We start from the raw sequence: 26,276 nt of genomic DNA on the forward strand, positions 1-26,276 counted from the left end.
CTAAATTATGACGACATACTTAGCTATTCTACATCAATCCTATTTACCGGCAACCATACATCCATCTTGCCCTCACCCCGGTGTGCCCATGCATAATAAGGTATCAGGGTCAGCGTCACATCTCTGGTTGCCAACTTTCCGGCAGCATCAAAACCAAGAGCCTGCACTTCTGTGGTAATTTCGTTGATGCCATACAGCAGTTCGGGCTTCTCCGTCACCTGGAATTTCGGATGACGGTTCAGGATGATATTCTGTATATTAAAATCATTATCGGCCCACTCGGCACAATAAACGATAGGACCACGCTCAACGGCCACCCGTCCACGGTCGGCAACCACTTTTTCATTGGCTTTCACCACACGGGGGTGCATGTCGAAATGCACCTCTACCACATCCCCTTTCTTCCACTTCCGGTCTATCCGGAGATAGCCTTTACGAAGTTCACCGGTCACCTCCTCGCCATTCACCAATACACGATAGCCCAACTTCAGGTCGTCGGCATACGAATAAAGGTCACTCGGAAGTACACTGCCGCGCACCCAACCCGGAATACGGATATTCATCGTAAACGGCAGGTTGCCCTGAGCCACCTTCACACGAATATCTCCGTTCCAGGGGTATCCGGTTTCCTGCTCCAGCACCACTTTCTTTTCATTCAACTTCAGCTCGGCACGGTTGGACAAGAAAAGGTTGACGTACACCTGATTGTCTTTCACGGCATACACATATCCCGGCAAAGAAGGAATGAACCGGCTGATGTTGCTAGGACAGCAGGCACAACCAAACCACGGCTGGCGTGTAATCGTATGGTCGGCATTAAAGTGATACTTACCATCGCAAGACAACGGATTGGGATAGAAGAACTTGCCTCCGTCCAATGAAACGCCGGAGATTAATCCGTTGTAAAGCGTACGTTCCAGCACGTCGAAATACTTGGAATCGCCATGCAGCAGAAAGAGGCGGTAATTCATGTAAACATTGCCGATGGCGGCACAGGTCTCATTGTAGGCAGTCAGATTCGGCAATTCATAGTTATCACCGAAAGCTTCGCCCGTGTGACGCGCACCGATACCGCCGGTAATATATATCTTCTTGCCGACGATATTCTCCCATATCTTGTCGATAGCCTTGATGTAGGAGCTGTCACCCGTAATGGCAGCCACATCAGCCATACCGGAATACATGTAACCGGCACGTACGGCATGTCCCACTGCCTCTTCCTGCTCCAGTACAGGCTTGTGCGACTGCAAATAGATGTCCTTGCGTGCCGTAGTGCCACGCGCGTCGAGGAAGAACTTGGCCTGGTCGAGATATTTCTTATCTCCTGTCACGGTATAGAGGCGTACCAATGCCATTTCGGCAATCTGATGTCCGGGAATCACACGCTTCTGTCCGGGGCCTTCACCGATATTCTTGCATACGCAGTCGGCATAACGGATAGCTATATCCAGGAAGTTCCGCTTGCCTGTAGCTTGATAATAAGCCACAGCCCCTTCCACCATGTGACCCAGATTATAGAACTCGTGGCTCAAATTCTCCACCTCCGACCAGCGTTCCGGCCCCGACCAATCGTGCGGATGCTTGGGGTTCATGGTACGTGCGGTGTAAAGATACCCGTCCGGTTCTTGGGCGGCGGCCACTATGACCAATACGCTGTCGATATATTCTTCCAGTTTCTTGTCCGGGTAAGTCTGCAAGGAGTAACTTGCACCTTCAATCGTCTTATAGACATCCGTATCGTCAAAGGAGAAGCCTCCCACCTTATACTCATCACTGGGATGAGTAGCTTTCACAAAGTTTTCATAACGTCCCGTTTCCTCACACTTACTGAAAGCCAACGGGATGGTTACCTCGCGGCTTGCCTTCAAGCGTTGTCCCCAGAAACTGTCCGTCACCTTCACTGAAGTGAAAGGAACCGGGTCGATGGGATAACCGGAATGCAAAGTCTGTTGCTTTTGTGCCGACACACTGCCGGTCATGGCTGCAACAAGTGCCAAAGTCAATAATCGTATCATATCTTTTAAGTTTTTAAGTTCTTAAGTTCCCACGCACGGAATTACACGGATTTATCCTTATTTCCCCTTATTCTCATGGATACGTATCACCGTAAACGAATAGGCAGGCAAGGTATAAGGAAACTCCGTACCGCCGATGTCGACGAAGGCGGAAGTCACGGAACGTGCCTGCTTGTCTTTCGGGTCACCCGTCAGGAGCGTCTTCACTGCCGAGGGATTCTGCAAGTCGATGCCCTTCAGCTTCACTGTAGAGGAAACCTCCACCGGAAGCAGGTTCACCAGCTTTACGATATGGTCACCCGTGGCCTCATCCTTTACCACCGAAACGCCGACGCGCTTGCGGACAGCCTCTTGCCCATTACTCAGTGTGATGTGCGAGGTGATGTACTGCGTACCCGCATTCTGTCCGTACATCTGCTGTGTGTAGTAGCCCACGGTAGGCTTCACCTCCGTGTTATTGAAATAAATCAAGTCGGGATTCCACTGCGTATGCCCTTCCTTTGCCAGCAACGGAGCGTATGAGGTCATTTCCACCACATCGGCATTACGTTCCACAGAAGTCAGATAGAGGGCTTCTGCCAACGCTGTCTCTATGTTGTTGGGACGTCCGGGCAGGTGGGCGGCATATTCGCCCAGATAGACCTTGGACTTGGTACGGTCATAACGGTCGTAGTAGTCCTGGTTGTGAATCATCCAGCCCGGATCCACGTAATAGTGTTCGTCCACCATGGGCACGCCCATTTCCGTGGCAAGGCGCCAGCCCTCCGCATAGTCCGTGCCTTCGTAGAAGGGACCTACGGTGCCGACAACCGTAATCTCGGGATGCTTCTCCCTGACAGCCTTGTATATCATGGCAAAGCGCTCCTCAAACACTTCGGTAATCATATCCTCGTTGCCGATGCCGATATACTTCAGATTGAAAGGCTTGGGATGGCCTGCCTCAGCACGCTTCCTGCCCCACACGGTGCGGCGTGCATCGCCGTTGGCATACTCTATCAGGTCGAGCACATCCTGGATATAGGCAGGCATCTCTTCCATCGGGATGCCACCCTGCTGGCCGTAGCGCATCAGTTCCTTGTTGGCCCCCTGCGGACAGTTGTCGGCATAGTGCGAGTGTGTGCCCGAATTCTGGCACGGCACGCCCGCTGCCAATACCGGCAGAGGTTCGGCACCTATATCTTCGCAGAAGCGGAAGTACTCGAAGTAGCCCAGTCCGCGTGTCTGATGATACCCCCACAGATTGCGCAACGGCTTACGCGCTTCGAGCGGTCCGATAGAGCCTTTCCAGTCATAGATATTATCAATGCCGTCGCCATGAGCCACGCAGCCGCCGGGGAAGCGGACGAAGCGTGGATGCAGGTCGGCAAGCGTCTGCGCCAGGTCGGCACGCAAGCCGTTCTTATGGCCCTTGAATGTATTTTGCGGAAAAAGGGAAATCATATCGAGATGCAGTGTCCCCACCGTCTGCGGCTGGAGCGAGAGGACGGCGGCACGCACGTCGGCATTCGCCGTCAGCACCGTCTGCTGTTTCTTCCACTCTTTGGAGGACACATTGACGGAAGAGCGGGCAATCTCACGGCCCGTCTGGTCGAGCAGGCAAACAACCACCTTGCCTCCCTTGCTGCCCGGTGCCACGCGGGCGAAGAGAGAGAAATCGTACTTCTCCCCTTTCTTCAAGCTGATGCCGTCGAAACCGTCGTTCTGCAATGTCACTCCGGGACGCGCCTCCAATACGGCATAATGAGGGTTATTGGGCTGCATGGGGTCGGCAGCGGCAATGGTAACGGCAGCCGAAGTATTCCCCTCTTTCACCGCCCAGGCATATGTGCCGTCCCAACCTTGGTGTGAACCGTCCTTAGACGAATACTCGAAGTCGCGGTTCTGTACCAGCTCGGCATACAGTCCTCCATCCGCAGCATAGTTGATGTCTTCGAAGAAAATACCTATCAGATGCTTGCTGATGGTTTTTGCACATTCCGTCTCCACTTCGATAGTCGCCTCCACCGGTTTCAGTCCGGCAAAACGTACGGGGTCTTGCTCGGTACGTTCGGCATGGAGTGCCTGGCGGTACTTCTTATGCTCTGCAAAGGAGATGACACGCTGCACCGTGGCATACGGTACACGCTGCATCCAACCCTGCTGTACGGTACCGTTCAGCAGAACCTCCTTCCGCACGTTAGGATAGACCTCCGCCGGCCGGTATTCGGCAAGGCGAGAACGGTCAAAGTATTTCTGCGCTTTCCATTGCAGCAAGTCGGGAGACTCGACGTATGCAAGGGAGTTTCCGCTTTCCGTCAGTTCCCAGATACAGTGCCAACGGTCGTCGGCACGGGTCTGCATCAAGTGCGGTTTCAGCATCCGCTTCATTTGCCCCCAGGGGCCGAAGTCCGAGTTGACAAAGGAGCTGCCCTCTGCCACGCTGAACCATCGGTTGCCATTGGGACTCCAGGCTAGTTTCAGACCGCCACTGCCGTCGGCATGGGAGTAGGAAAAGAGATAGACTGAATCGGGTTCATTCGCCACTCCATTCGTTATAGCCTGCAAAGGAACGGTCAGTGTCAAGAACAGACACAAGGACAATAATTTCAAGAATCTATTCATGGTATTAAGTCGGTATTAATCATTCACATTTAGTTCGATAGTCACAATCAGCCGTATTCTGAATGCCATTCAGTCGTATAGTGAATAGGGTTCAGTCGTATAGTGAATGCCATTCAGTATACGACTGAATCAGGACAATTATAAACCTCTGATAATCAAAGATTTGCAAAAGGAGTAATCCGTTATGATATATCATTACAAAACAAGGGTTGCTCCATGCCTTCTTTATTCCACGATTACCGCCCCTCCCTGCGGCTGAACCGTGAGTTGCAGAGAGCCGTCAGTCTTTATCTTCTGCAGCTTTAATTGAGGCTGCATCTTCTTGTCATCACTATACAGAGACACCTCTTGTCCTGCCAGCACAGGAAGGTCAAGCTTCAGTTTCAATGGTTCCGCCGTTGCATTGACAGCGGCTATGTACCACGTGTTGCCATGACGACGGGCAAGAACAATATATCTCCCCGGATAGCCGTCAATGAAACGGGTCTCGTCCCAAGTAGTGGGCACTTGTTTCATAAAGTCGAGGCAGATTTGCGGAGCATCCGTCAAGTTATTAGGTGCCAAGGCGAAGTTCTGGATAGGATTTTGGAACAGCACTGCCGTTGCCAGCTGAAAGATGTCCGTGGTGCGGCGAATAGTTCCGCCATCGTTGCTGCGGTTCAAACGCTTGTTCAGGAACACACCGCCAAACTCCATGCATCCCACAGCATTGCGGATGAAAGGGTGCAGCGTGGCATTGAACGCCTCGTTATCACAGAAATGCTGGCTAAATACCAGATTCTCGGAAGCCAGCACCGCCTCGCTGCCTACGTAATTGGGATACATCCGTTCCCAGCCGCGAGGCAAGGTACAGCCGTGGAAGATAACCATCAGACCGTGGTCGTCGGCATCGCTCAGAATCTCCTCGTACAAACGCAGGGTCTCCTGCTTGTCACCGCCGAAGAAGTCTACTTTGATACCCTTCACACCCAGACTTTGCAACCAGCGCATCTCTTGCTTGCGGGCAATGGAGTTATCCATCCGGTTGACGGGACTCTGCTCTATATCGTTCCAGTAACCACTGGAGCTATACCACAAGAATACCTCCACACCCTTGCTACGGGCATACTTGATAAACTGTTCCATGCGGTCGCGACCGATGTTGTTGTCCCACCAGTTGTCAATCAATACATATTCGTATCCCATGGCGGCTGCCAAGTCAACATAGCGCACCTGGTCGTCGTAGTTGATGCTGCCGTCCTGCCAGAGAATCCAGCTCCATGTGCCACGGCCCGGCTTGTAATCATGGGTGGTGGTATAGCGTGGTTCCACTACATCCCAGGGGACGGTGGTTTCCACAATCGGCTTCAAGGTTTCCCCCACCGTCACAGTACGCCACGGCGTGGAGCCCGGCAGGGAAAAGGCAGGTGACACCGTTCCGTTGCCGTTGTTCTCTTCCGGCATGGGGAAAGCAATGCGATACACGCCGTTATCCCAATCACTCAAACGCGAGCCACAATAACGGCTGTCCACTCCGGTTTCACTGAGCAGTACCCAGCCGTCATCCCCCACCTTGAACAAGCAGGGAAATGTATATCCATGTCCATAACCCGAACGTTCGTTCATCGGGGCATCTGCCTTATATTCTTCTTCGTAACTGGGTTTGGTACGCTTCCACCCTATCATGGCGTCGCTCTGCGGACAAAGGAAAGTGGTGGTCTGCGACGGGAAGCGGAAGCCGGTCCGTTCGCTGTTCACCGTGACGCTTCCTTTTCCCTGCTCCCTCGGCAGGGTGTAACGGAAAGCCACGTCATTGTTGCTGACGCGGAAAGTTATCTGCACATTCTTCCCCTCACCGTTGACGAATGAACAAAGCAATTCGTTTGCCCAGTAATGGATGCGCGAAGCTTTGATCCGGGATTGTTCATAAACCGTATCGAGAGCTGTGACTTTATGTTCCTTCAACTGCAATCCTCTATAGAAATCACCCACATTTGTCTCCATCCCCAAGGGAGAAGATTCCAGCATTTGCTTTCCATTGTAGGTGACGGCGTAAGACACTTCGCCGTTGGCTGACGGGCAGGATACCGTAAGCTGCAATTTTCCATCCGGACCATTGACAGATACACTCTGTGCTGCCAGCGGACCTGAGAGGGCAAACAGCCAAACCAGTAATTTCAATCTATTCTTCATGGTATTAAATTATTATGTTACATCATTAAATCAAAGGGTAGGCACCACCGGCTTGATGGTTCCGTCTTCATTGAACTCCATCCGGTCTATGCAGACTTCACGATGAACGCCGGGACCATCTTTCAAGTACCATTTATTGATACGGTGGTAAACGATTCTCCACTCATCTGTACCGGGAATCTGCAATACAGCGTTGTGTGCCGGACCGTAAATCTCCTTTTCCGGATTCTGAATCAGTACAACGGGTTGCTTGGCAACTTCGATAGGACCGAGCGGCGACTTGGACGTACCGTATGCCACATGGTAATTGGGCGAACCGGTATCGTCTACCGACCACATGAAATAGTAGAGCCCGTTGCGATAAAAGACATAGGCTGCTTCGCGGAAAGCATAGTCCTGCAAGGTGCCTCCCTCCGGCGTCATCACCGTAACGGTATTTTCCTTGATGGACACCATATCGTCGTTCAGCTCGGCACCTGCCATGTAGCCGTTGCCCCAGTAAAGATAGGATTTGCCCGAAACAGGGTCTGTAAACACATCCACATCAATCTGTTGCCCGCCACCGACGGGTGAAGCAGTAACGACAGGGCGTCCCAAATCGGTGAAAGGGCCGGCCGGAGAATCGCTCGTAGCCACTCCAATCTGCTTGCCGCCGCCATTCTTGGGGTTTCCACTGTAATAGAAGAAGTATTTATACTTACCGTCCACTTTTTTCTCTTCAATGCAAGGCGCCCAAGCATTGCCATCTGCCCAGGGCACTTGCTCCGACTTCAAGTCCAGCATGACGCCTTCATCCTGCCAGGTCTTCAAATCCGTGGAGGAGAATACGGTGAAATACCAGCCTCCCCAACCCGGCTGTCCGTCCGTAGTAGAATAGATGTAATACTTTTGGGTCTGATGGGAATAAAGGATTTCCGGGTCGGCATGGAAACCCGGCAATACGGGATTGTTGGGCAATGCGCCCAGTTCTGTCGGCTTGCCCCATTCATCGGTAATGCGCAACAGCTCATGGCGGGTAATGGGGATAATGGTCCCATGACGGGGATGGAAGTTCATCTTCACCTCGCTGTCTATCACCTTAAAATTCTTCAAGTCAGTGGTTTCCGTAAACTGATAGCTTCCTTTCATATAGACGTCGTACATCAGGATATACTTATCCTGCCCTATCAGTTTGAAAGTGCCCGCACCCTCTACGGCTTCCTTAGTCTGTTGCTTGTAATCGGGCTCTTCCGTCCATGCCCCGGAGGTCAGGGAACGGGTGGTGGCCACCTTTATGCCGTTTCCATGCCCTTCCGTCTTATAGAAAAGGTGGAAAACACCATCCTTATAGACAATGTCTCCATCGATGCACGATTTCCCGTTCTCCGGCAGAAACAATGGCTTGGGCTCTCCCTCCAAATCCGTAAACTCCGCATTGGCATAAGCATAATATATGACATCGGCTCCATCGCCATGCAGCATAGACCAATACACCATGTACTTTCCCACCTCCGGGTCGTAGATAGTCTGCGGAGCCCATACACGCTTCAAATCCTCCTGACCTGAATAGCGCTTCTGTATATTGATAACGGAGTGAGACCAGTTGACCAAGTCGGTAGATTTCAGCAAAACCATGGCACGGTTGGAACTCCATCCATTGGCTGAAACCATATCTGTCACTACCATATAGAAAGTCTTGCCATCCTCGCAACGAAGGATATGCGGGTCGCGGACTCCCCCGGTGGAGCTGATGACTTTCGAGTCGATTACCGGTTCATTATCATTCAATGCCCAGTAGGTATAACCGTCCATGCTTACAGCATAGCGCACAGCTTCTTCATCGCCACTATTCCCAGTGAAATAAGTGAACAAATAAGCTACATAATCTTTTTCGGGAAAGGATTTTTGCCAGGAATATCCCGGAAGTGCAAACAACGACAATAACATTGCCGCCAAAAGCATCCGGAAAGTGTTTTTCATCCGTACAATCATAATCTTTTTATATTAAACCTTTTAACGGGTGTAAAATTAACACTATATACATTATAATACAAAGAAAGTGTATATGTTGTGTAACATATACACTTATTTAATCTCTCCAATCAGTCGGCATTCAAAAAACGCACCATCTCACAAGCTGCCAGCAGAAATGCCCCTACCCCAAAGTTAGCAGTAGAGTTGGCATCAACCACTTGTCCGGGAATGGCTTTCTCGCCAATCGGCTGTACATACCCTATGCGGCCATCGGGCTGCAAGGCTACAGTAGTCAGATAATTCCACGCCTTCATCACTACGGGTTGATAAGTAGCCTTGTCCAGCAAGCCGTTGTTCATCCCCCATAACAGACCATAGGTAAAGAAAGCCGTACCGCTGGTTTCAGGACCGGGAGCATGCTCAGGGTCGAGCATACTGCGTGTCCAGTAGCCTTCCGGCTGCTGGCAGGCAGCCACGGATTTGGCCATCGTCTGGAAGCGGTCTATGTACTCCTGGCGGTATTGGTCTGTTTCGGGCAGGTCTTTCAGTACCTTTGCCAAGGCAGCCAGCACCCAACCGTCGCCACGCGCCCAGAAGTCTTTCTTACCATTCACACTTTTATGTTTTGGATAAATATATTTGCCGTCGCGATAGTATAGGCCTTCCTCCGCATCGTACATGATGCTGTTGGCATAGGTCCAGTATTCATGCAGTTTCTCCAGATATAACGGATTGCCGGTCAGCTTGTACATCTTTGTCATAACGGGCATTACCATGTAAAGTCCGTCTGCCCACCACCAATAATCGTTCTTGTCCGTACTCATCTGGTATTCCATCACTTCGCGCGCACGGGCTATCTTCCCGGAATCCGGCTTCACGGTATACAAATCCGCATAAGTCTGGAAACAAATCTGATAATCACCGAAAAGCACATAATCATCACTCTCCCCATAGCTGTACTTCCACTCTTCCTTGTTGTCACTCTTCGCGCCTTTCCATTCATTATGTTCTGCCCACGCCTCGGAATAGGCATAGCATTCCGGATTACCGGTCAGGAAGAACACCTCCATGTTTCCCGTATGATAGGCGGCATTGTCCCAGAAAGAGCGCCCATGTTGCGGATGGGTCTCCTGCCAATAGTTGTTCACCCGATTGATAATCTCAATCACTTCTTCCGGTTTCGGCTGCTGAGCGGTGCATGAGAACAGTCCCCAGCAAAAAGCCAAACCCAATAAAAATAAGCATGTCGTTTTCATATACTAATACTGTTCTTTTATCTTATTACTTCCAATACATATACCGATTGCGGTGCAAACTCCACAACCCGCTCTCCGTCTCCTTGCTTGGCATGCTGCACAAATAGATGCAGCCGCTTCCTGCTCTTCCACAATTCCGTGTCATGAGACGGTTCCCAGGCACCGACAGTGAAGTCGGTCAAATCGCTGATGCTCCACTTACTGTTTGCCACATCCGTAGCGTGCGCCAAAGAGACTTTGCTCCCCCGTTCTTCATCCCTGAATACATAAAATATCTCCCCGCCATCTACTACGATGCGCGGACGGGCCATCGGAATCATCTTCGTGCCTCCACCTTTCAGGGAAAACGGAGTGGTACGCCCGGAGACCTGGCGGCTGTGCCACATCTGCCCGTCATGCCAGACAATCCGGTATTGCGGGACGTCGCTGTCCGGGTCGCGCCAATAGGAAGCAATGTACGGATTGCCGCCTGCATCGGCACTCATGCTGGTCTGGTTTATCAGTTCCGAATTCTGAGGAATGCGGCAGGCATACTCTGCATTACCCAGACGGATGGGCAAATCATATTTCTTGCCATTTGCCTTATACCATGTTACGCCATTGTCAAAGGAACGGGCGTAGCATAGGTCATGGTTGGTTTCCACATGCCAAGTCTCGCGCCAGACCCACGACAGATGGATGGTTCCAAGCTCATCTACATATAGCTGCCAGTAAGCATTGCGCTTGTTCTCGCCATCAATCAGTACATCCTGCACACGGCTCCATTTCTTCTCCTTCAAGGAATAGCGGTTCATCACCAGGTTGCCCCGGCCGGAAGAACCGGAACGGTATGCAAACAGCAGGTCGCCTCCGGACAGCAGATAAAACTCCGGATAGGTTACATTGCCTTCATCCACGCCCGTCATGGGCTCCTTCTCACCCAATTCCAGTGAATGGGGTGCAATGCTGCGACAGTAGTTCAAGGGCTGTCCGTGATGGTCGAAGGCTACATGAATATACCCGTCACCATCCAGCATCATGCTGATGACGTTATGGGCATCCTTCACATTCCCTTTATACTGTGTGCGGTGCAGTGTCCACTGTCCGGCATGGAGGTTCCGTTTTCCAAGAGTCAGGAACCCTTCCGCATCATAGTAACTGATGTATTGCTCGTCACCTTGCGTCACCAGCGAATTATTACGGAATACGGCAGTGTTGACGGAAGTCTGGCTGTATCCTTTCCCCACTTCCACCAGATGCGTTTCGGGAAGGACACCGGCAGCACCCTGTGCACAGAGTGCCACCGGAAATCCACCAATCCCCCAAACAATTAATATAAATACTATAAAAAATGAATCAGTCTTACTCATAATAGGCATGGTCTTTGGGGAATTCTTCACCACCCCACGCCTTTTTCGAGGTCCATGCCTGCGGAGCATCTGTCCAGAACGGATGGTCGGCGGGCAAGCCCAGGGGCAAGAATGCCAGGGAAGCCATGTAAAGGCTGCCGTTGTTAGTATACCAGTCGGAGATATGAGGCTGGGAACCATTGAATCCCAATGTCAGAAAACCTTTCTCGTTGAAGTTCCGGTTGTCACCGAACATACGGTTGATGACAGCTGTCATGGCAACACGTACCTGTCCGTTCGACAATTCCTTGGGCAACCATCCACGCCATGCCAACAAAGCCAATGGTTGGAGGGTACCGGTGCGGTAGGTAATGGAACGCCCGAATACGGGGAAGGCCCCCTCGGGAGAGATGAAACGTTCCAGAATCATGCCGAAACGCTGCATGCGCTTCTGGGCACGCTGGAAATTGCAATCCGGCGCATTCCATATCTTATTTTTTCCACTGTTCGTAAAGACTTCCAGACACTCCACATACATGGGATGGAGTACGAAGCTGTTGTAATAGTCAAAGGCAAATCCCGGTCCGTCGCTATAGAAGCCGTCACCTACATACCACTCTTCCACCTTGCGCAGAGCGGAGACAATACGGTAAGCATCACTCTTGGCACCAGCCTTGCGCAGGAAACATTCTACCGTAGACGAGAACAGCAGCCAGTTGGTATAAGGAGGGTCCACACGGCGCAACTGGGTGAACTCTTCAATGTAACGCCGTTTAGTCAAACTATCCAGAGGCACCCACAAAGCATCGTATCCTCGCAGGAAGCTTTCAGCAACATAAGCGGCATCGACCAGCGGCTGTCCCTCTTTCCGCCAAAGTAGGTAATCCTGACTTTCCGGGTCTACCGCCTGCGCATAACTTTTCAATGCCCACTCGCGGAGCTGCCTGCGCTGCTTGCCTTCGGCAGTGTCATCGTCCGGCAAAGAGAGCCAGGGTGCCAACCCCGCCATCAGACGTCCGAAACATTCCATATAGGTCACCCGTTTGTCGCGTCCATCCCAAGTGGGGCTAAGCTCCACCTGCATATTTTCCTGGAGCTTCCCTTCACTCATATTGCTCAGTACCGGAGCAGCCATTTGATACAACACCCCGGCCCAAAGTTCGCGGTCTGTCACTTCCTTCTCTTTTTTCTTCTTGGCAGCCATTTCCTGAGCGGGCAGCAATAAAACTGCCACCAGCAGCAGCCATAAGTAGTTACTTTTTCTCATGATATTATTTAAGTTTGTTTTTCAATACTGCAAAATTACCCCATTCCCGGTAATTTCGGGGGCACTATTGTTTCAAAAAGGGGTAAATATCGGTCATTAGTACCCCAAAAGCTCAGAAATCACAAGAAAAAGCCTAAGATTAAGCCGTGCTACGACGGAAGTGAATAAAGTATTTGCCGCTATATTTGTTTCTTCATGAACTGCACCAGTACGAGGGCAATGCAATAAGCTATAATCTGTTCAAACCAAAAGTCAAGTCCTTCAAACATATTACTCATTATTTTAATAGACACCCATTCCTTTTTCTGATAACAAAGGAAAGGAGTTTATTCGGAATAATGAATTTCCATACGACTCAAAAAATGTTCTATTTTTCCGGATTACAGACAAAACTGAGAATATCCACCAAGACACTGACTACTTCCATATTACATTAAATGTCCCGAAAACCGATATATTCTCCTGCCAAAAGACTATTTTTGCAACAAATATCCATAAGCATACCATGGCAGGCATCTATATTCATATACCTTTTTGCAAGACACGCTGTATCTATTGCGATTTTTATTCCACCACTCGCAGCGAATTGAAGCAGCAGTACATCCGTGCCTTGTGCACTGAACTGAAAACCCGCAAGGGTTATCTGAAGGAAGAACCGATAGAGACCATCTACTTTGGCGGAGGAACTCCCTCACAGCTCGCTCACGAAGATTTCGAGCAGATATTCCGGACTATCAAAGAGGTGTATGGAACAGAACATGCCGAAGAAATTACCCTCGAGGCCAATCCCGACGACCTGACGGAAGAATATGTGTCCATGCTGCGCACCCTCCCCTTCAACCGCATAAGCATGGGGATACAGACATTCGACGCCCCCACCCTGAAACTGTTGAACCGCCGGCACAATGCCGCGCAAGCCATCGCAGCCATACACCGCCTCCGCCAAGCCGGCTTCCGGAATATCAGCATCGACCTCATCTATGGACTACCGGATGAAACAGACCAACGGTGGGAACGCGACCTGCAACAAGCCGTCGGCCTTGATGTGGAGCATATCTCCGCTTATCATCTGACTTACGAAAAAGGCACCCGCATCTACGAAATGCTGCAGAGCCATCGTATCAGCGAAGTGGACGAAGAGAGTAGCCTGCGCTTCTTCTCGGCGCTCATGGACACCCTGGGAGCCGCGGGGTATGAGCATTACGAAATATCCAACTTCTGCAAGCCCGGCATGTACTCACGCCACAACACTGCTTACTGGAAAGGCATTCCGTATTTGGGCTGCGGCCCTTCCGCCCACTCCTTCAATGCGGAGACAAGGGAATGGAACACAGCTTCTCTGGAAGGATACATAAAGTCCATTGAAGAGGGGCACCGTTCCTCCGAAACAGAAATTCTGGATAAAGTGACCCGTTACAATGAATACATCATGACTTCCCTGCGTACCATGTGGGGAATCTCCCTGACATATACGGAAGAAGCCTTCGGCACAGAGTTGTGCCAATATTGCACGAAAATGGCAGCCCCCTACCTCCAAAGCCACAAACTGGAGATGCAGGCAGACCGCCTGCGCCTGACCCGGGAAGGCATCTTTGTTTCGGACGGCATAATAAGCGACCTGATGTTCATTGATTAACAGCAAAACCGGGAGACTGCATGACCGAACAAGAAGTCAGACGCTACTTGCGCCAAATGAAGGAAGAAGACTCGGAACGGGCTTTTCACAGTTTCTACAATCTGTGCTACGACCGCTTGTTCCGTATTGCCTGCTATTTCGTGAAGCACGAAGAATGGGCGCAAGAAATTGTGCTCGACGTCTTCATGAAGCTTTGGGAACAACGCGCCCGGCTGCCGGAAGTGAACAACATAGAGGATTACTGCTTTATCCTTACCAAAAACGCCTCCCTCAATTACCTGGAAAAAGAGAACCGGCACCCTACACTCTCGTCCGAACAGCTTCCCGAAGTTTCCGGCCAGGCCGATTCTCCCGAAGACACTCTTATCAGCGAAGAACTGTTTGCCCGATATGTCAAGGCGCTCGACCGCCTGCCGGAGCGTTGCCGTGAAGTATTCATCCGCCTGCGCGAAGAGAAACAAAGCTATGCACAAGTGGCGGAGGAGCTGAACATCAGCACAAAGACAGTAGACGCGCAACTGCAAAAAGCACTCACAAGACTCAAGGAAGCATTGCTGACGGAGTGAACTCTGCTTCATCTTCCTTGCAAGAAGCCGCGTATGCATGTATGAGATATACATCTCGAGCTGCATGAGATACACATCTCGCACAACATGAGATGCACATCTCGAGCACACCTTCCCTATTGATTGAAACAGAGAAACAAGGAAGTCATACGTAGGTAGGACAGACTTTCACGGACAAAGAGCTTTAGATTAACATTATTTCAGGATATAGGCATAGGGAATTCCTGAAAAGGAGCTGTCTTTACATGCAGAAAAGGAGTCATAGGCTCTTAATAAATTGCCAAAAATGAAAGTGAATAACGAGAATTTCGACAAGGTACTGAACAAACTGGTTGCTTCTACCCGTTCCCCACGAGGACGCTTTACGGCAGAGAACAGCTGGAGGCTGCTGGAAAGCCGTTTGCTAAAGCGCCGCAGCATGAAGCGGTTCTGGATGCGTACAGCCAGTGCCGCAGCCGTAGTCCTGCTCTGTGTAACGAGCTGGGCAGCCTATCAGTTCTTATACGTAGCACCACAACGGGAAGCCATTCCCACAGAAGCCATACATACTACCGAGGAAACCCAAGTAATCCATAGCGTACTGACATTCGATCAGCAACCCTTGCAGGAAATCGTCCGTCAACTTTCCGAAACGTTCCGTACCGATATACGTATCGAAGGAGACAGCCTGAAGAACTATCATATGACAGCTACCTTCCGCGAAGGGGAGAGTCTTACAGAAATCCTCGACCTACTGAAGGACGCCGGCAACTTTACCTATAAAAAAGAAAACAACACTATTATACTTACTACTAAACTTAACTGACAATGACCAGCTCTACTATCTGTTCGCACCACCGCATCAGAACCGTACTTCTGATGTGTGTGGTTCTTTTAAGCGCCTCACTCCATGCACAGGCACAAAACAAGGAAACACGTATAAACCTGAATATCCGTAACGCAACTTTAGAGAGTTTCGTGAAGCAACTGGAAAATGCAACCGGATTCTCCTTCATCTATGGGGAAGAAGTAAAGCTCACGCACCGCATCACACTGGAGATGAAACAAAAGAACATCAGTGAGATATTGCAACGTGCCTTTGAAAACGAACCCATCACGTTCGAAATATCCGGAAAGCACATTCTACTCCATAAGCGGCCCGTGCCGCAGAAACCCGTTAGCCGTAAGTTCACCATCAGCGGATACGTGACCGACGGAGCGTCTTCCGAGACGCTGATTGGTGCCAATATCCTTGAGAGTCGTCGTTCCACAGGTACTGCCACCAATCCTTTCGGTTTCTATTCCCTCACCCTGCCGGAAGGGGAAACGGAACTGGTTTTCTCCTACCTGGGCTACGAAAGCCGGCATAGCCGGTTCGAACTGACGAAAGACACCTTACTCAACGTCAGGCTGGACAGCAATAACCAGCTGGCAGAGGTCGTGGTGCTCTCGGACAAGCGGGAGGCCGGCATAGAAAGCACAGCCATGGGAGCGCATGAGATACCGATGACACAAATCAGGCATACCCCGTCCATATTGGGAGAAGCCGACCTGCTGAAGACCATTCAGCTGATGCCGGGTGTGCAAGCCGGTATGGAAGGTTTTGCAGGCATGTATGTGCGAGGGGGAGGTCCCGACCAAAACCTGGTTATGCTGGACGGAATTCCAGTTTACAACGCAGACCACCTGCTGGGAGTATTCTCCATCTTTACGCCCGAAGCGGTAAAGAACACCACACTCTTCAAAAGTTCTTTTCCTGCCCGCTACGGCGGGCGTCTTTCGTCTATAGTAGATGTACGGACCAACGACGGAGACATGCATAAATACCACGGCGCATTCAGCATAGGCCTGTTGACGGACAAACTGCATATCGAAGGCCCTATCTGGAAAGAACGGACCTCCTTCAGTTTCAGCGCACGAGCCATCCCCACCCTATTCTTCAAAAATCTCATTGTAGACAAAGACGACACCTATTCCGACAAATACAACTACTATTTTTACGACGTCAATGCAAAGGTCAATCATAAGTTCAGCGACCGTAGCCGCATCTTCCTCAGTTTCTACAAGGGGAAAGACCACTATCATTATGACAGTGACTACCACGGTGACAATTACGACAACAGCATTAAGAATTATTCCAAGGACAACAGCCATCTGAATTGGGGAAACACCATCGCCTACGGCCGCTGGAACTATGTATTCAACAGCAAGCTGTTTTGCAACACCACCGTCTCATACAACAAATATGAGATGGGGCTGGACGGAAACATAGAAGATACCTATACTGTCGCCAATAAAGTACAAGACAGATACTATTACTCCTCCAAGTTCAACTCCGGTATCCGTGACTGGAGTGCGCGTATGGACTTTGACTACACCCCCATGCCGCAGCACCACATCAAGTTCGGTGCAGAGTACATCCACCATACGTTCCGTCCGGGAATAGCTACCTCGAAAATACAAGATATAGATAATGGCGCCCTCCAGGAAGATACGGTTTACAATACCAGCAACAGCCATGCCATGCGCGGACAAGAAATCTCCCTTTACGCCGAAGACAATTTCAATGTAAACGCCAGGCTCAGTCTGAATGCAGGTGTACGCACATCGCTGTTCCACACACAAGGGAAAAGCTACTATTCGCTGCAGCCCCGCCTTTCCGCCCGCTATGACCTCGGACAAGGATATTCTGCCAAAGCATCCTATACGTGCATGGCACAGTATGTGCATCTGCTGTCCTCTACTCCGCTGTCTATGCCTACCGACCTCTGGGTACCCATTACCAAAGACATCAGTCCGATGTATGCCAACCAGTTCTCCATAGGAGGCTACTATTCCGGACTGCCGGGTTGGGAGTTCTCCGTCGAGGGATATTATAAACAGATGAAACACATACTTGAATATCAAGACGGTGTATCCTTCTTCGGCACCTCTACCAACTGGGAAGAAAAAGTGGAAATGGGCGAAGGCCGCTCCTTCGGTCTGGAACTGATGGTACAGAAAACATTGGGCAAGACTACCGGCTGGCTGGCATATACCCTATCCAAGACCGATCACCGTTTTAAGAACGGTACCATCAACCAAGGCCGATGGTTCCCCTACAAATATGACCGCCGCCACAGCATCAGCCTCAATCTCAGCCATAAGTTCAGTGACCGCATTGATGCAGGAGCTTCCTGGATATTCAATACCGGTGGATGTATCACTATCCCCGAAAAGGCAACAATCATCATCCGGCCCGATGGCTCTATTGAGGAAACCGGTTACATCTCCCGGCGTAACAATTACCGCCTTCCCGCCAGCCATCGTTTGAATCTCGGCGTCAACTTCAACAAGAAGACCAAACATGGTATGCGTACCTGGAATATCAGTATCTACAATGCATACAATGCCATGAATCCGAACATCGTTTACAGCAAATACAAAAATGGATACAACGTATACTACGATGATTTCTACGAAAGTATTTATCATGGAAATACCGGGCAGAAGAAAGCTCAAACTGTCATCAAGAAAATAACAATACTGCCTTGTATTCCTTCTGTTACCTATACTTATAGATTTTAAAAACAAATCCGGCATATGAAAACAAAAATGAAATTACACCTTATTATATACATAACTATTGTAGGCTTCCTAACAGCCTGCGAAAACGAGATTCCTTACAATCCCGGACAACAAGATCCGCAAATCATCATGAACGCCTTGCTCGAAACCGGACAAGCTGAGAATGATGTCTATCTCCATTTAGGCGAGGGCTATAGTATTGAACATTTGAACGAAGCAACTCTTTTCCTCTACATCAATGGCAAAATAGCAGAAACTCCGAAAGCGGTTTCCCCGGAAGAAATTTATGGGCATCTGGAAGGAGAACTTGATAAGGACATTTATGAATCATTACTGAAAAGTATACGTTTCAAGAAATATCGTCTGACCAGCACACTGCATCCCGGCGACAACATACGTCTGGAAGCCACTGCCGAAAACGGGAAATACCATGCCAGTGCCGAGGTCACCGTGCCACAACCGATAGAGAGCCTGCACGTGGACACTTGCTTGGCCTACCTGCGCGAGTACAGCGGACAAACCCTTTACCGCCAATACAAAATTACATTGCAAGACCGCCCCAACGAGAAGAACTACTACCGGCTGGACATTTGGAATGACCGTAGTTACTATTGCAAATGGAAAGAATACCTGGAAGATGAAAACGGCAGCCTCATCAAAGTGGAAGACGAGGACGGCTCTTGGCATTGGGCCTCCATACCCAGAGACACTACCATCCTTGCTCCCCGACAGAACGAAATCATCAACCGGGAAGATGTTATACTGACTGACGGCCACCCTGGCAACTATGATGATGAAGAAAATGAATTGTTTCCCACCATAAATAACAAATACAACATATTCAATGATAACACTTTCCGTAACTCTTATGCCACATTGAAAGTATACACCCCTCTCTACCAAGATTATTATCCGATAGAGGGACACTACTACGACCATATATCCCGCAAACAAACCATCACCGTACGGTTGCTTAGCATCACTGAAGCCGAATACCGCTATCTAAAAGCCTTAAACTGCCTGGATGATGGGGATTACGACGATGCTTTAATGGAACCTATCAGTCTGCCTTGCAACGTCATAGGCGGATTAGGCTTTGTGGGAGTCTGCTCTGAAAGCAGAGTAATCATAGAATTACCCGAAACTATTTGGCAATAACATTTTGACTAATAAAAATCCTTTTATCCATTACTACAAATATAAATTCAGTTAGTCCACATTACATTCGTATTACAAAAAGCATCTAAACAAAGCATTTTCACACTATAAAATTGATTTAAGTCAAGAAATGAAGGTATAAACTACACTTTTTCCCTTATTCATTTTTGTGTTATAAAACATATACCTACATTTGCATAGGTAAAAGAAAAAGCTAAGCGCTTAGAGAGTTTTCAATAGGTATTAGATTGAAATTAGTTTTTAGGAATAACAATTAAAAAGTAGGTATTATGAAACGTTTAGGATTAACATTAGTGGCAGCAGTCTGCCTGACTGCTACAACATTTGCAGCAGGAAACCAACCTACAACTGCAAAATGGGAAGGTAACATCAACATAACAAAGTTGAGCAAGTATTTGAATCTGGATTCCAACCAGCATGAAGAAGTGGCAAACATCTGCGAATATTTTACAGAACAGATGGAACGCGCTACAAATTCCAAGAAGAATCAGGAGAAGTTACTCCGTAATGCAGTTTATGGTAATCTGAAGTTGATGAAAAAGACTCTGAATGAAAAGCAGTATGCTGATTATGCCAGAGTATTGAACGTCACACTGCAGAACAAAGGTATCGAAGTGAAATAAACTTCGCTTCTGATAAATACGAAAATAGTATTTGATAAATAAAAAGGCATTGGACTTTAGAGGTTCAATGCCTTTTCTTTACGTCAACGCCACCAAAACCTGCGGCGTCAACTCCCTAACCAAATAATTCTTATCACTTTACAAGCAGAATCTGTCTTGCAGCTCTTTCTTATACTTTCTGGAAACCAGCAGTTCCGTCACTTTGTCAAATGGTGGATAAAGCATGCATTTGCTATCCTTTATAATCATCAGATAATCAATATTGATAATATACGATTGATGTATCTGCACGAAACTGGATGAATATTGAGTAATCTGCTCAGCAGTCATTCCGCGACGCAACACCAACGGCGGCTGGTTGTTTAGTATCACCTCCCATTGTTTACGCTCGGAACAATAGCGAAAAAAGCCGATTTCAGCCGGACGCAACGCACGCATATCATTAGTTGGCGTAAATACGATAAATGTCTGTCCGGTATGCAACGGTGCACCAATGGGATATGACATTCTCTGCCCAGCCTCTGCCTGCTCTACAAAACGCGCAAGAATATCCCGCAACTCCTGCTCTTCAAAAGGTTTCAGCAGATAGTCGAACGCAGCCTCCCGGATAGCCTGAATCATGTACTTATCATAAGCCGTATAGAAAACAATCCGCATATTCCACGAAACACTGTCACGTATTTCCTGCAGTAATTCCATTCCAGTCATGTCCGGCAGTTCCACATCCAAGAACAACAAATCCGGCTGTACCTTGGCAATGAGTTTTTTCCCTTGTTTACCATTACGGGCAGTTCCTTTCAAAAAGAAGCGTGCATCCTTTCCCAATTCAAAACTCAGATTCTCAAGAGCCACCTCATCGTCGTCAACTATTGCAACCTTATATTTATCCATGTTCCTTTTATGTTTTTCTTCTCGCGAATATATACATAATCCTACTCCCATACAAAGCAATAGAAGGTCATTTACGGACTATTTGTCTGTAAATATGCCTATCCTTGCAAAAAATAAGATTAAACGGTTCTTTTAAATTCTGTAATCGTAGTTGTCAGGCAGCCAGAAAGTCACCTCACAGCCCATCTCACCACTCTGTAGAGAGACATTGTGCACCAAAACATCAATGGCCTCCTTGTTCTTATTGTTGAGAATCCGAATGGTCTGCATAATGACTTTCATTCCCGTCCCCGTGCCCCGGTTCCGACTGTCCGGACGATAACCGCCACCATTATCCGTTATCTTTATACAGATACCATTTCCCCGGCGGCAGACCGAAACCCAAAGATTACGTTCACCTTCCTTCTCGCGCAACGCATGCTTCACTGCATTTTCAACCGGAATTTGAATCATCATAGACGGAATCCTTATTTGCTCCGGCTGCACATCCTTTTCTATCTTCAGTTCCGAATGAAAATCCGGACCTAAAGAACGGCGTTCCAGATTAATATATGTTTTCACAAAATCCAGCTCCTCTGCCAAGGTTACACACAGTTGTTCCGCCAATTCCAGATTGCGACGCATCAGTTTTACCAGCGACGAAAGCTCTTGCTTTTCTTCCACATTCCGCTCCACCATCTCCCGGTTCAGCATATTGAAGATGAAATGAGGGGACAAGCGGTTACGGATATTCTCCAGACGAAGTGTAGAGACTGTGCGATGATTCCGTGCAAGCAACAAAGCACGTTTCTTTTTGCTGTACAGATAAAGGAAAACCGCCGTCAATATAGATACAACAGCTACAGCAAACACGACAAACTGTGTCTGCCTCAGCACCAGCACCTCGTTTTTCTGCTCCTGAAGCAAAACCCGATGTGCCATCAAGGTAGAATCCTGCTGATAACGCAAAGTCAAGTCTGCCGTACGCATCCGGACACGCTCATTCCTGATAGAATCATCAAGCAGGTTGTTCCTCTGCAGATAGTGATAAGCCCTCTTGTAGTTGCCGGTTTCCTCGTAAAACTGCTGAAGGTATTTATTACGGATATGTACCATATCAGGGTCGATGCCCGGAGGGACTACACTCTCGGACAATAAACGACGTGCCTCTTGAAAGTCTTTCTGAAGCAGAGCCAATTCTATTTTCTGCGTATCGATATAATATAGTGCAGTACTCACCCCCATTTCCTCAAAAAAAAGTTGGCATTCATTTATATATTTAACAGCCAAATCAACCTTATTCAGTTGAAGATAACAGTCTCCTAAATTCAACCTCCCCAGATTAAGTTCAAAACTCATATCATCATATCCTTCGACTAAATCAATAACCTTTTGGAAATATTTTATCGCTGTCTGGTAATCCTCCCTATAATAGTAAGAAGTCCCTCTATTATTCAAATAAATATATTTTTCATAAGGCAGCATATTGTCATAGCTTTCCCCTGCAAGATTGTAATAGTAATCACACTGTTCAAAATCACGCATGGTAACATATACTTGTGCCAAACCATAATAAATGGGAGGTTTCTTGGTAGAAGCCATATGCAAAGAGTCGCACATCAACAAAGCTCTCCTATACCAAGCTGCCCCTATGTCCAATTTTCCTAAACGGTTATTCGCATCAGCAAGATTCATCAAAATATCCGGCACCACTTCAATCCTAGTCCCTCTCATCCGTAATTCATAAGCCTTCCGGAAGCAAATTTCGGCAGAATCCATATTCCCAACGCGTGCAAAGATATTTCCCTTCATATTGAAACATTCGGATTCCAAATCTGCCATTTGAGAGGAACTATGCTGCCTTTCTATAAAGGCATGTATCTGTTGGATTACAATTTGCGCCGAATCAAGTTGTGAAGTAATCAAATATGTTTTCAGTGTCATTGCCAGATAATTATATTTGACCAAGCTATCCTTTGCCTCTTCCATCTTTTGAAGAGCCTTCAACCTTACCTTGCGGGGCACAATGGCCACAGAATCTCCATTTATACGGGAAAAATCCTCAAAAGCTCTCATCTCTGTGTATACGTCCTCTTTATCTCCGGGCGCACAAGCCCCTAGAAACACAAGCCCTAATATCCAATAAATGTAAAATCGAATTCGCTTATCCATCCTCTCTCCCATGTTTCCCGTAATTAGATTATTTATTCAATACATCTACAAACTTAAAATATTTTTGCGAAATACCATCAAGTATAAGGCGTATTTCTCAGCCATAAAAGAGCATACGTTACCGCTTTATTAAAATGAAACAAAAAAATCACATCATAGTACAATATTTAGCTATATAAGCCATCAAAAATAATGAATAGGGCATTCCAACGTTTGAACTGCCCTATTCACTATTCAAATACTTGATTTTATTTAATCGTCACCATCGTCGCCCCAAATCCATACTCCTGGAACGAAGCATCCTGGTGGCGGCAATTGGAATATTTACGTTTCAACTCATCCAATAACGCTTTACGAAGTACACCATCCCCCTTGCCATGAATAAAGACGATGCGTTGTTCGCGCTTTTTCTTGTATTGTTCCATCACTTCACGAAACTTGTCCAGCTGGTAATTCAATATTTCACTGTTGCTCATGCCGCAGGTGTCATCCAGCAACTCGCCGATATGCAGGTCAATCTCGACAATCCCATTCTTGCCCCCACGTTTGATGACCGTCTGCAGTTTGGATGGAGTATCTGCCGTTTTTTTCTGTATCAAAGCCTCCTTCAGTTCCTCTGCCGAAACATACACCTGCTTGGCAGGCTGGTCATTCCGGACAATATCATACACCAAGGCCGGTGTTTCAAAGAAAACCGTCTGCTGGAATGTATGCAGTTTATAGAACTTTACCATATCTATGCGGACTTCCACACTGACAGCCGGTTTCATTGTGAACGCACGGTTATCTTTGAATGCCACCAGCTGTACCATCACACGTTCACGGTCGTTCAACTCGGACTTTTCGAACTCCTCCAGCAGAAGTTTCGTATTCGGCTCTATCAAACCATGCGAACGGACTGTCCAGGACTTTCCTTCAGCACTCGAATAGGTATAATACATATAATAATTACTGTCGTTCACCAAATATGCCTCGAAAGGTGTAGTGCTGACAGCCTTGATATCCTCCGGAACAAAAGCCAGAAAAACATTCAGGATATCTCCGCCTTTCATCTCGGGCTGACGATAAACAGATATCTGCGGTTTCTCCAAACGGACCGTTTGAGGCTCTGAAACCTGAGACTCCATAGCAGACGGCCTTGCCGCAGTAGCGGTCGTACGCAATTGTTGCTCTTCTTCCCGCTTCTTCTTGGCAGCCGCTTTGGCTGCCGGAGTGGGGATATTATAATCATCGGTCTCTATCACCACACATTCGTTTATGGGCATCGGTATGTCAAAACCGTCGGCATCTTCCACCAACACGATGTTTTTCCCTTGAAATCCTGTCACAACACCACCCCCAACTTCGCTGAGGAAACGAACTTTATCTCCTATCTTCATAGTAACTTATCTTTTAGTTTGTCTTTTCCTACTTTCTTCCTGCAAAGTTAGGAATTATTTCCCTTATTCTTCAAATCTTCCCAAATATCCGTACCTTTGCAGCCGATATAATAAAGAGAAAGCCATCATGAAAGAAGACCCCAGACATATCAGAATCAGCGAATTCAACTACCCGTTGCCGGACGAACGCATTGCAAAGTTCCCATTGTCCGTACGTGACCAGTCCAAACTGTTATTGTATCGCCACGGAGAAGTTTCAGAAGACAGATTCACTTCACTGCCGGAGTATCTGCCATCGGGAAGCCTGATGATATTCAACAATACCAAAGTCATCCAAGCACGCCTGCATTTCCGGAAAGAAACGGGAGCACTGATTGAAGTATTCTGCCTAGAACCTATACAGCCGAACGACTATGCCCTCAACTTCCAGCAAACCGAGCATACCGCTTGGCTCTGCATGGTCGGCAACCTGAAAAAATGGAAAGAAGGCATGCTGAGACGTGAGATGACCGTGAAAGGCAAACCACTCACCCTGACCGCCGAACGGGGCGAATGCCACGGAACCAGCCATTGGGTAAACTTCCGCTGGAATAATCCGGAAGTGACTTTTGCCGACATTCTCGAGGTCTTCGGTGAATTGCCCATCCCTCCCTACTTGAACCGGGAAACCCAGGAAAGTGACAAGGAGACTTACCAGACTGTCTATTCCAAAATCAAAGGTTCGGTGGCTGCCCCTACAGCGGGACTGCATTTCACCCCACGCGTATTGGACGCATTGCGCAATAAAGGAGTAGAATTGGAAGAACTGACACTCCATGTGGGAGCCGGAACCTTCAAACCGGTGAAAAGTGAAGAAATAGAAGGGCATGAAATGCATACGGAATACATCTCCGTCTCGCGCAACACATTGGAAAAACTCATAGCGCACGACGGCAAGGCAGTGGCCGTAGGGACAACTTCGGTGCGCACATTGGAAAGCCTTTATCACATCGGAGCCACCTTACTGAATAATCCCGAAGCCACGGAGGAAGACTTGCACGTCCACCAATGGCAACCTTATGAAATGTCTGCCAAGGCCGCCACCACCCCTGCAGTAGAAGCCCTGCAAGCCATTGTCGCCTATCTTGACAAGCATAGTATGGAGACTCTGCATACCAGCACTCAAATCATCATCGCCCCGGGATATGAATACAAAATCGTGAAGGCTATGGTGACTAATTTCCACCAACCGCAAAGTACCTTGCTGCTGCTCGTATCAGCTTTCGTACACGGTGATTGGCCGAAGATTTACAACTATGCACTGGCACATGATTTCCGCTTTCTGAGCTATGGAGATTCATCATTATTAATACCCTAAACACAATGAACCACGATAACAATCAAGAGATGTTCCCCCTTGTCGACGAACAAGGCAACATCATAGGTGCCGCCACCCGTGGCGAATGCCATAACGGTAGCAAACTGCTGCATCCGGTAATCCATCTTCATGTATTCAATTCCAAAGGTGAGTTGTATCTACAGAAACGTCCCGAATGGAAAGACATACAACCGGGGAAGTGGGACACCTCCGTAGGCGGACACGTCGATTTAGGTGAAAGTGTAGAGATGGCGCTGAAACGCGAGGTACGCGAAGAACTCGGCATTACCGACTTTGTTCCCGAAACCGTCTTGCATTATGTCTTCGAGTCTGCCCGCGAAAAGGAACTGGTCTTC

At 48.3% G+C, this 26,276-nt stretch carries 18 protein-coding genes; 8 read left to right on the forward strand and 10 right to left on the reverse strand.

All coding sequences use genetic code 11. From position 1 onward, the window contains the following. Positions 1-23: 23 nt before the first annotated feature. The 7 genes from ABUA47_RS02000 to ABUA47_RS02030 all read right to left on the reverse strand — a co-directional run bounded on the left by ABUA47_RS02000 (position 24) and on the right by ABUA47_RS02030 (position 12,592). Positions 24-2,015: a glycoside hydrolase family 127 protein gene (locus ABUA47_RS02000; RefSeq protein ID WP_005830129.1), complete on the reverse strand. Its 1,992-nt coding sequence runs from the start codon at positions 2,013-2,015 to the stop codon at positions 24-26. A gap of 57 nt (positions 2,016-2,072) precedes the next feature. Beyond that, positions 2,073-4,616 carry an alpha-L-arabinofuranosidase C-terminal domain-containing protein gene (locus ABUA47_RS02005; protein ID WP_349831397.1) on the reverse strand — a complete coding sequence of 848 codons (2,544 nt, stop codon included), beginning with the start codon at positions 4,614-4,616 and terminating at the stop codon, positions 2,073-2,075. A 225-nt stretch (positions 4,617-4,841) separates the two neighbouring features. Continuing rightward, on the reverse strand, positions 4,842-6,788 hold the full coding sequence (locus ABUA47_RS02010) for a glycoside hydrolase family 97 protein (RefSeq protein ID WP_005830125.1): 1,947 nt from the start codon (positions 6,786-6,788) through the stop codon (positions 4,842-4,844). A gap of 30 nt (positions 6,789-6,818) precedes the next feature. After that, positions 6,819-8,759, reverse strand: a complete 1,941-nt coding sequence (locus tag ABUA47_RS02015; protein WP_005830122.1) for a family 43 glycosylhydrolase — start codon at positions 8,757-8,759, stop codon at positions 6,819-6,821. A gap of 110 nt (positions 8,760-8,869) precedes the next feature. Continuing rightward, positions 8,870-9,997, reverse strand: a complete 1,128-nt coding sequence (locus ABUA47_RS02020) for a glycoside hydrolase family 88 protein (protein ID WP_005830120.1) — start codon at positions 9,995-9,997, stop codon at positions 8,870-8,872. A gap of 17 nt (positions 9,998-10,014) precedes the next feature. Continuing rightward, positions 10,015-11,346 (reverse strand): BNR repeat-containing protein, encoded by a 1,332-nt coding sequence (locus ABUA47_RS02025; protein ID WP_016273056.1) that lies wholly within the window; start codon positions 11,344-11,346, stop codon positions 10,015-10,017. Continuing rightward, entirely contained in the window at positions 11,339-12,592 is a 1,254-nt protein-coding gene (locus tag ABUA47_RS02030; protein ID WP_008664136.1) for a DUF2264 domain-containing protein, read from the reverse strand. The genes ABUA47_RS02025 and ABUA47_RS02030 overlap by 8 nt, the downstream gene beginning before the upstream one ends. Before the next feature lie 505 nt (positions 12,593-13,097). Here ABUA47_RS02030 and hemW point away from each other — a divergent pair. The 6 genes from hemW (at position 13,098) to ABUA47_RS02060 (ending at position 20,142) form a co-directional block, all read left to right on the forward strand. Next, entirely contained in the window at positions 13,098-14,228 is a 1,131-nt protein-coding gene (gene hemW / locus ABUA47_RS02035; protein WP_008664138.1) for a radical SAM family heme chaperone HemW, read from the forward strand. 20 nt (positions 14,229-14,248) lie between these two features. After that, positions 14,249-14,794: an RNA polymerase sigma-70 factor gene (locus tag ABUA47_RS02040; protein ID WP_008664140.1), complete on the forward strand. Its 546-nt coding sequence runs from the start codon at positions 14,249-14,251 to the stop codon at positions 14,792-14,794. 286 nt (positions 14,795-15,080) lie between these two features. Next, positions 15,081-15,599 carry a DUF4974 domain-containing protein gene (locus ABUA47_RS02045; protein ID WP_005830106.1) on the forward strand — a complete coding sequence of 173 codons (519 nt, stop codon included), beginning with the start codon at positions 15,081-15,083 and terminating at the stop codon, positions 15,597-15,599. A gap of 2 nt (positions 15,600-15,601) precedes the next feature. Beyond that, complete coding sequence (locus ABUA47_RS02050) at positions 15,602-18,340, forward strand: TonB-dependent receptor domain-containing protein (protein ID WP_034532840.1); 2,739 nt, start codon at positions 15,602-15,604, stop codon at positions 18,338-18,340. 15 nt (positions 18,341-18,355) lie between these two features. Then, positions 18,356-19,498 carry a DUF4249 domain-containing protein gene (locus tag ABUA47_RS02055; RefSeq protein WP_005830104.1) on the forward strand — a complete coding sequence of 381 codons (1,143 nt, stop codon included), beginning with the start codon at positions 18,356-18,358 and terminating at the stop codon, positions 19,496-19,498. A gap of 290 nt (positions 19,499-19,788) precedes the next feature. Next, complete coding sequence (locus ABUA47_RS02060; RefSeq protein ID WP_005830102.1) at positions 19,789-20,142, forward strand: hypothetical protein; 354 nt, start codon at positions 19,789-19,791, stop codon at positions 20,140-20,142. A 138-nt stretch (positions 20,143-20,280) separates the two neighbouring features. On the opposite strand, the gene ABUA47_RS02065 is transcribed toward ABUA47_RS02060, so the two are convergent. The 3 genes from ABUA47_RS02065 to ABUA47_RS02075 form a co-directional block, all read right to left on the reverse strand. Further along, positions 20,281-21,033: a LytR/AlgR family response regulator transcription factor gene (locus tag ABUA47_RS02065; RefSeq protein ID WP_005833286.1), complete on the reverse strand. Its 753-nt coding sequence runs from the start codon at positions 21,031-21,033 to the stop codon at positions 20,281-20,283. Between the two features lie 132 nt (positions 21,034-21,165). Next, positions 21,166-23,196: a histidine kinase gene (locus tag ABUA47_RS02070; protein WP_035449177.1), complete on the reverse strand. Its 2,031-nt coding sequence runs from the start codon at positions 23,194-23,196 to the stop codon at positions 21,166-21,168. 236 nt (positions 23,197-23,432) lie between these two features. Further along, positions 23,433-24,563, reverse strand: coding sequence for a DUF2027 domain-containing protein (locus tag ABUA47_RS02075; RefSeq protein ID WP_009037904.1), 1,131 nt, complete (start codon positions 24,561-24,563; stop codon positions 23,433-23,435). Between the two features lie 127 nt (positions 24,564-24,690). Here ABUA47_RS02075 and ABUA47_RS02080 point away from each other — a divergent pair, with 127 nt between their 5' ends. Continuing rightward, positions 24,691-25,920: an S-adenosylmethionine:tRNA ribosyltransferase-isomerase gene (locus tag ABUA47_RS02080; RefSeq protein WP_035449180.1), complete on the forward strand. Its 1,230-nt coding sequence runs from the start codon at positions 24,691-24,693 to the stop codon at positions 25,918-25,920. Positions 25,921-25,925: 5 nt separating this feature from the next. Then, the coding region (locus ABUA47_RS02085; protein WP_349831399.1) for an NUDIX hydrolase at positions 25,926-26,276 on the forward strand (351 nt) is incomplete at its 3' end.

Origin of the sequence: Bacteroides sp. RTP31139st1_H2_RTP31139_211217 (assembly GCF_040227615.1) — a bacterium.
GTDB lineage: Bacteria > Bacteroidota > Bacteroidia > Bacteroidales > Bacteroidaceae > Bacteroides > Bacteroides uniformis.

Bases quoted from the DNA above. Each gene is read 5' to 3' on its own strand.
- ABUA47_RS02000 (WP_005830129.1), bottom strand. From the start codon at position 2,015: ATGATACGATTATTGACTTTGGCACTTGTTGCAGCCATGACCGGCAGT.
- ABUA47_RS02005 (WP_349831397.1), bottom strand. From the start codon at position 4,616: ATGAATAGATTCTTGAAATTATTGTCCTTGTGTCTGTTCTTGACACTG.
- ABUA47_RS02010 (WP_005830125.1), bottom strand. From the start codon at position 6,788: ATGAAGAATAGATTGAAATTACTGGTTTGGCTGTTTGCCCTCTCAGGT.
- ABUA47_RS02015 (WP_005830122.1), bottom strand. From the start codon at position 8,759: ATGATTGTACGGATGAAAAACACTTTCCGGATGCTTTTGGCGGCAATG.
- ABUA47_RS02020 (WP_005830120.1), bottom strand. From the start codon at position 9,997: ATGAAAACGACATGCTTATTTTTATTGGGTTTGGCTTTTTGCTGGGGA.
- ABUA47_RS02025 (WP_016273056.1), bottom strand. From the start codon at position 11,346: ATGAGTAAGACTGATTCATTTTTTATAGTATTTATATTAATTGTTTGG.
- ABUA47_RS02030 (WP_008664136.1), bottom strand. From the start codon at position 12,592: ATGAGAAAAAGTAACTACTTATGGCTGCTGCTGGTGGCAGTTTTATTG.
- hemW (WP_008664138.1), top strand. From the start codon at position 13,098: ATGGCAGGCATCTATATTCATATACCTTTTTGCAAGACACGCTGTATC.
- ABUA47_RS02040 (WP_008664140.1), top strand. From the start codon at position 14,249: ATGACCGAACAAGAAGTCAGACGCTACTTGCGCCAAATGAAGGAAGAA.
- ABUA47_RS02045 (WP_005830106.1), top strand. From the start codon at position 15,081: ATGAAAGTGAATAACGAGAATTTCGACAAGGTACTGAACAAACTGGTT.
- ABUA47_RS02050 (WP_034532840.1), top strand. From the start codon at position 15,602: ATGACCAGCTCTACTATCTGTTCGCACCACCGCATCAGAACCGTACTT.
- ABUA47_RS02055 (WP_005830104.1), top strand. From the start codon at position 18,356: ATGAAAACAAAAATGAAATTACACCTTATTATATACATAACTATTGTA.
- ABUA47_RS02060 (WP_005830102.1), top strand. From the start codon at position 19,789: ATGAAACGTTTAGGATTAACATTAGTGGCAGCAGTCTGCCTGACTGCT.
- ABUA47_RS02065 (WP_005833286.1), bottom strand. From the start codon at position 21,033: ATGGATAAATATAAGGTTGCAATAGTTGACGACGATGAGGTGGCTCTT.
- ABUA47_RS02070 (WP_035449177.1), bottom strand. From the start codon at position 23,196: ATGGGAGAGAGGATGGATAAGCGAATTCGATTTTACATTTATTGGATA.
- ABUA47_RS02075 (WP_009037904.1), bottom strand. From the start codon at position 24,563: ATGAAGATAGGAGATAAAGTTCGTTTCCTCAGCGAAGTTGGGGGTGGT.
- ABUA47_RS02080 (WP_035449180.1), top strand. From the start codon at position 24,691: ATGAAAGAAGACCCCAGACATATCAGAATCAGCGAATTCAACTACCCG.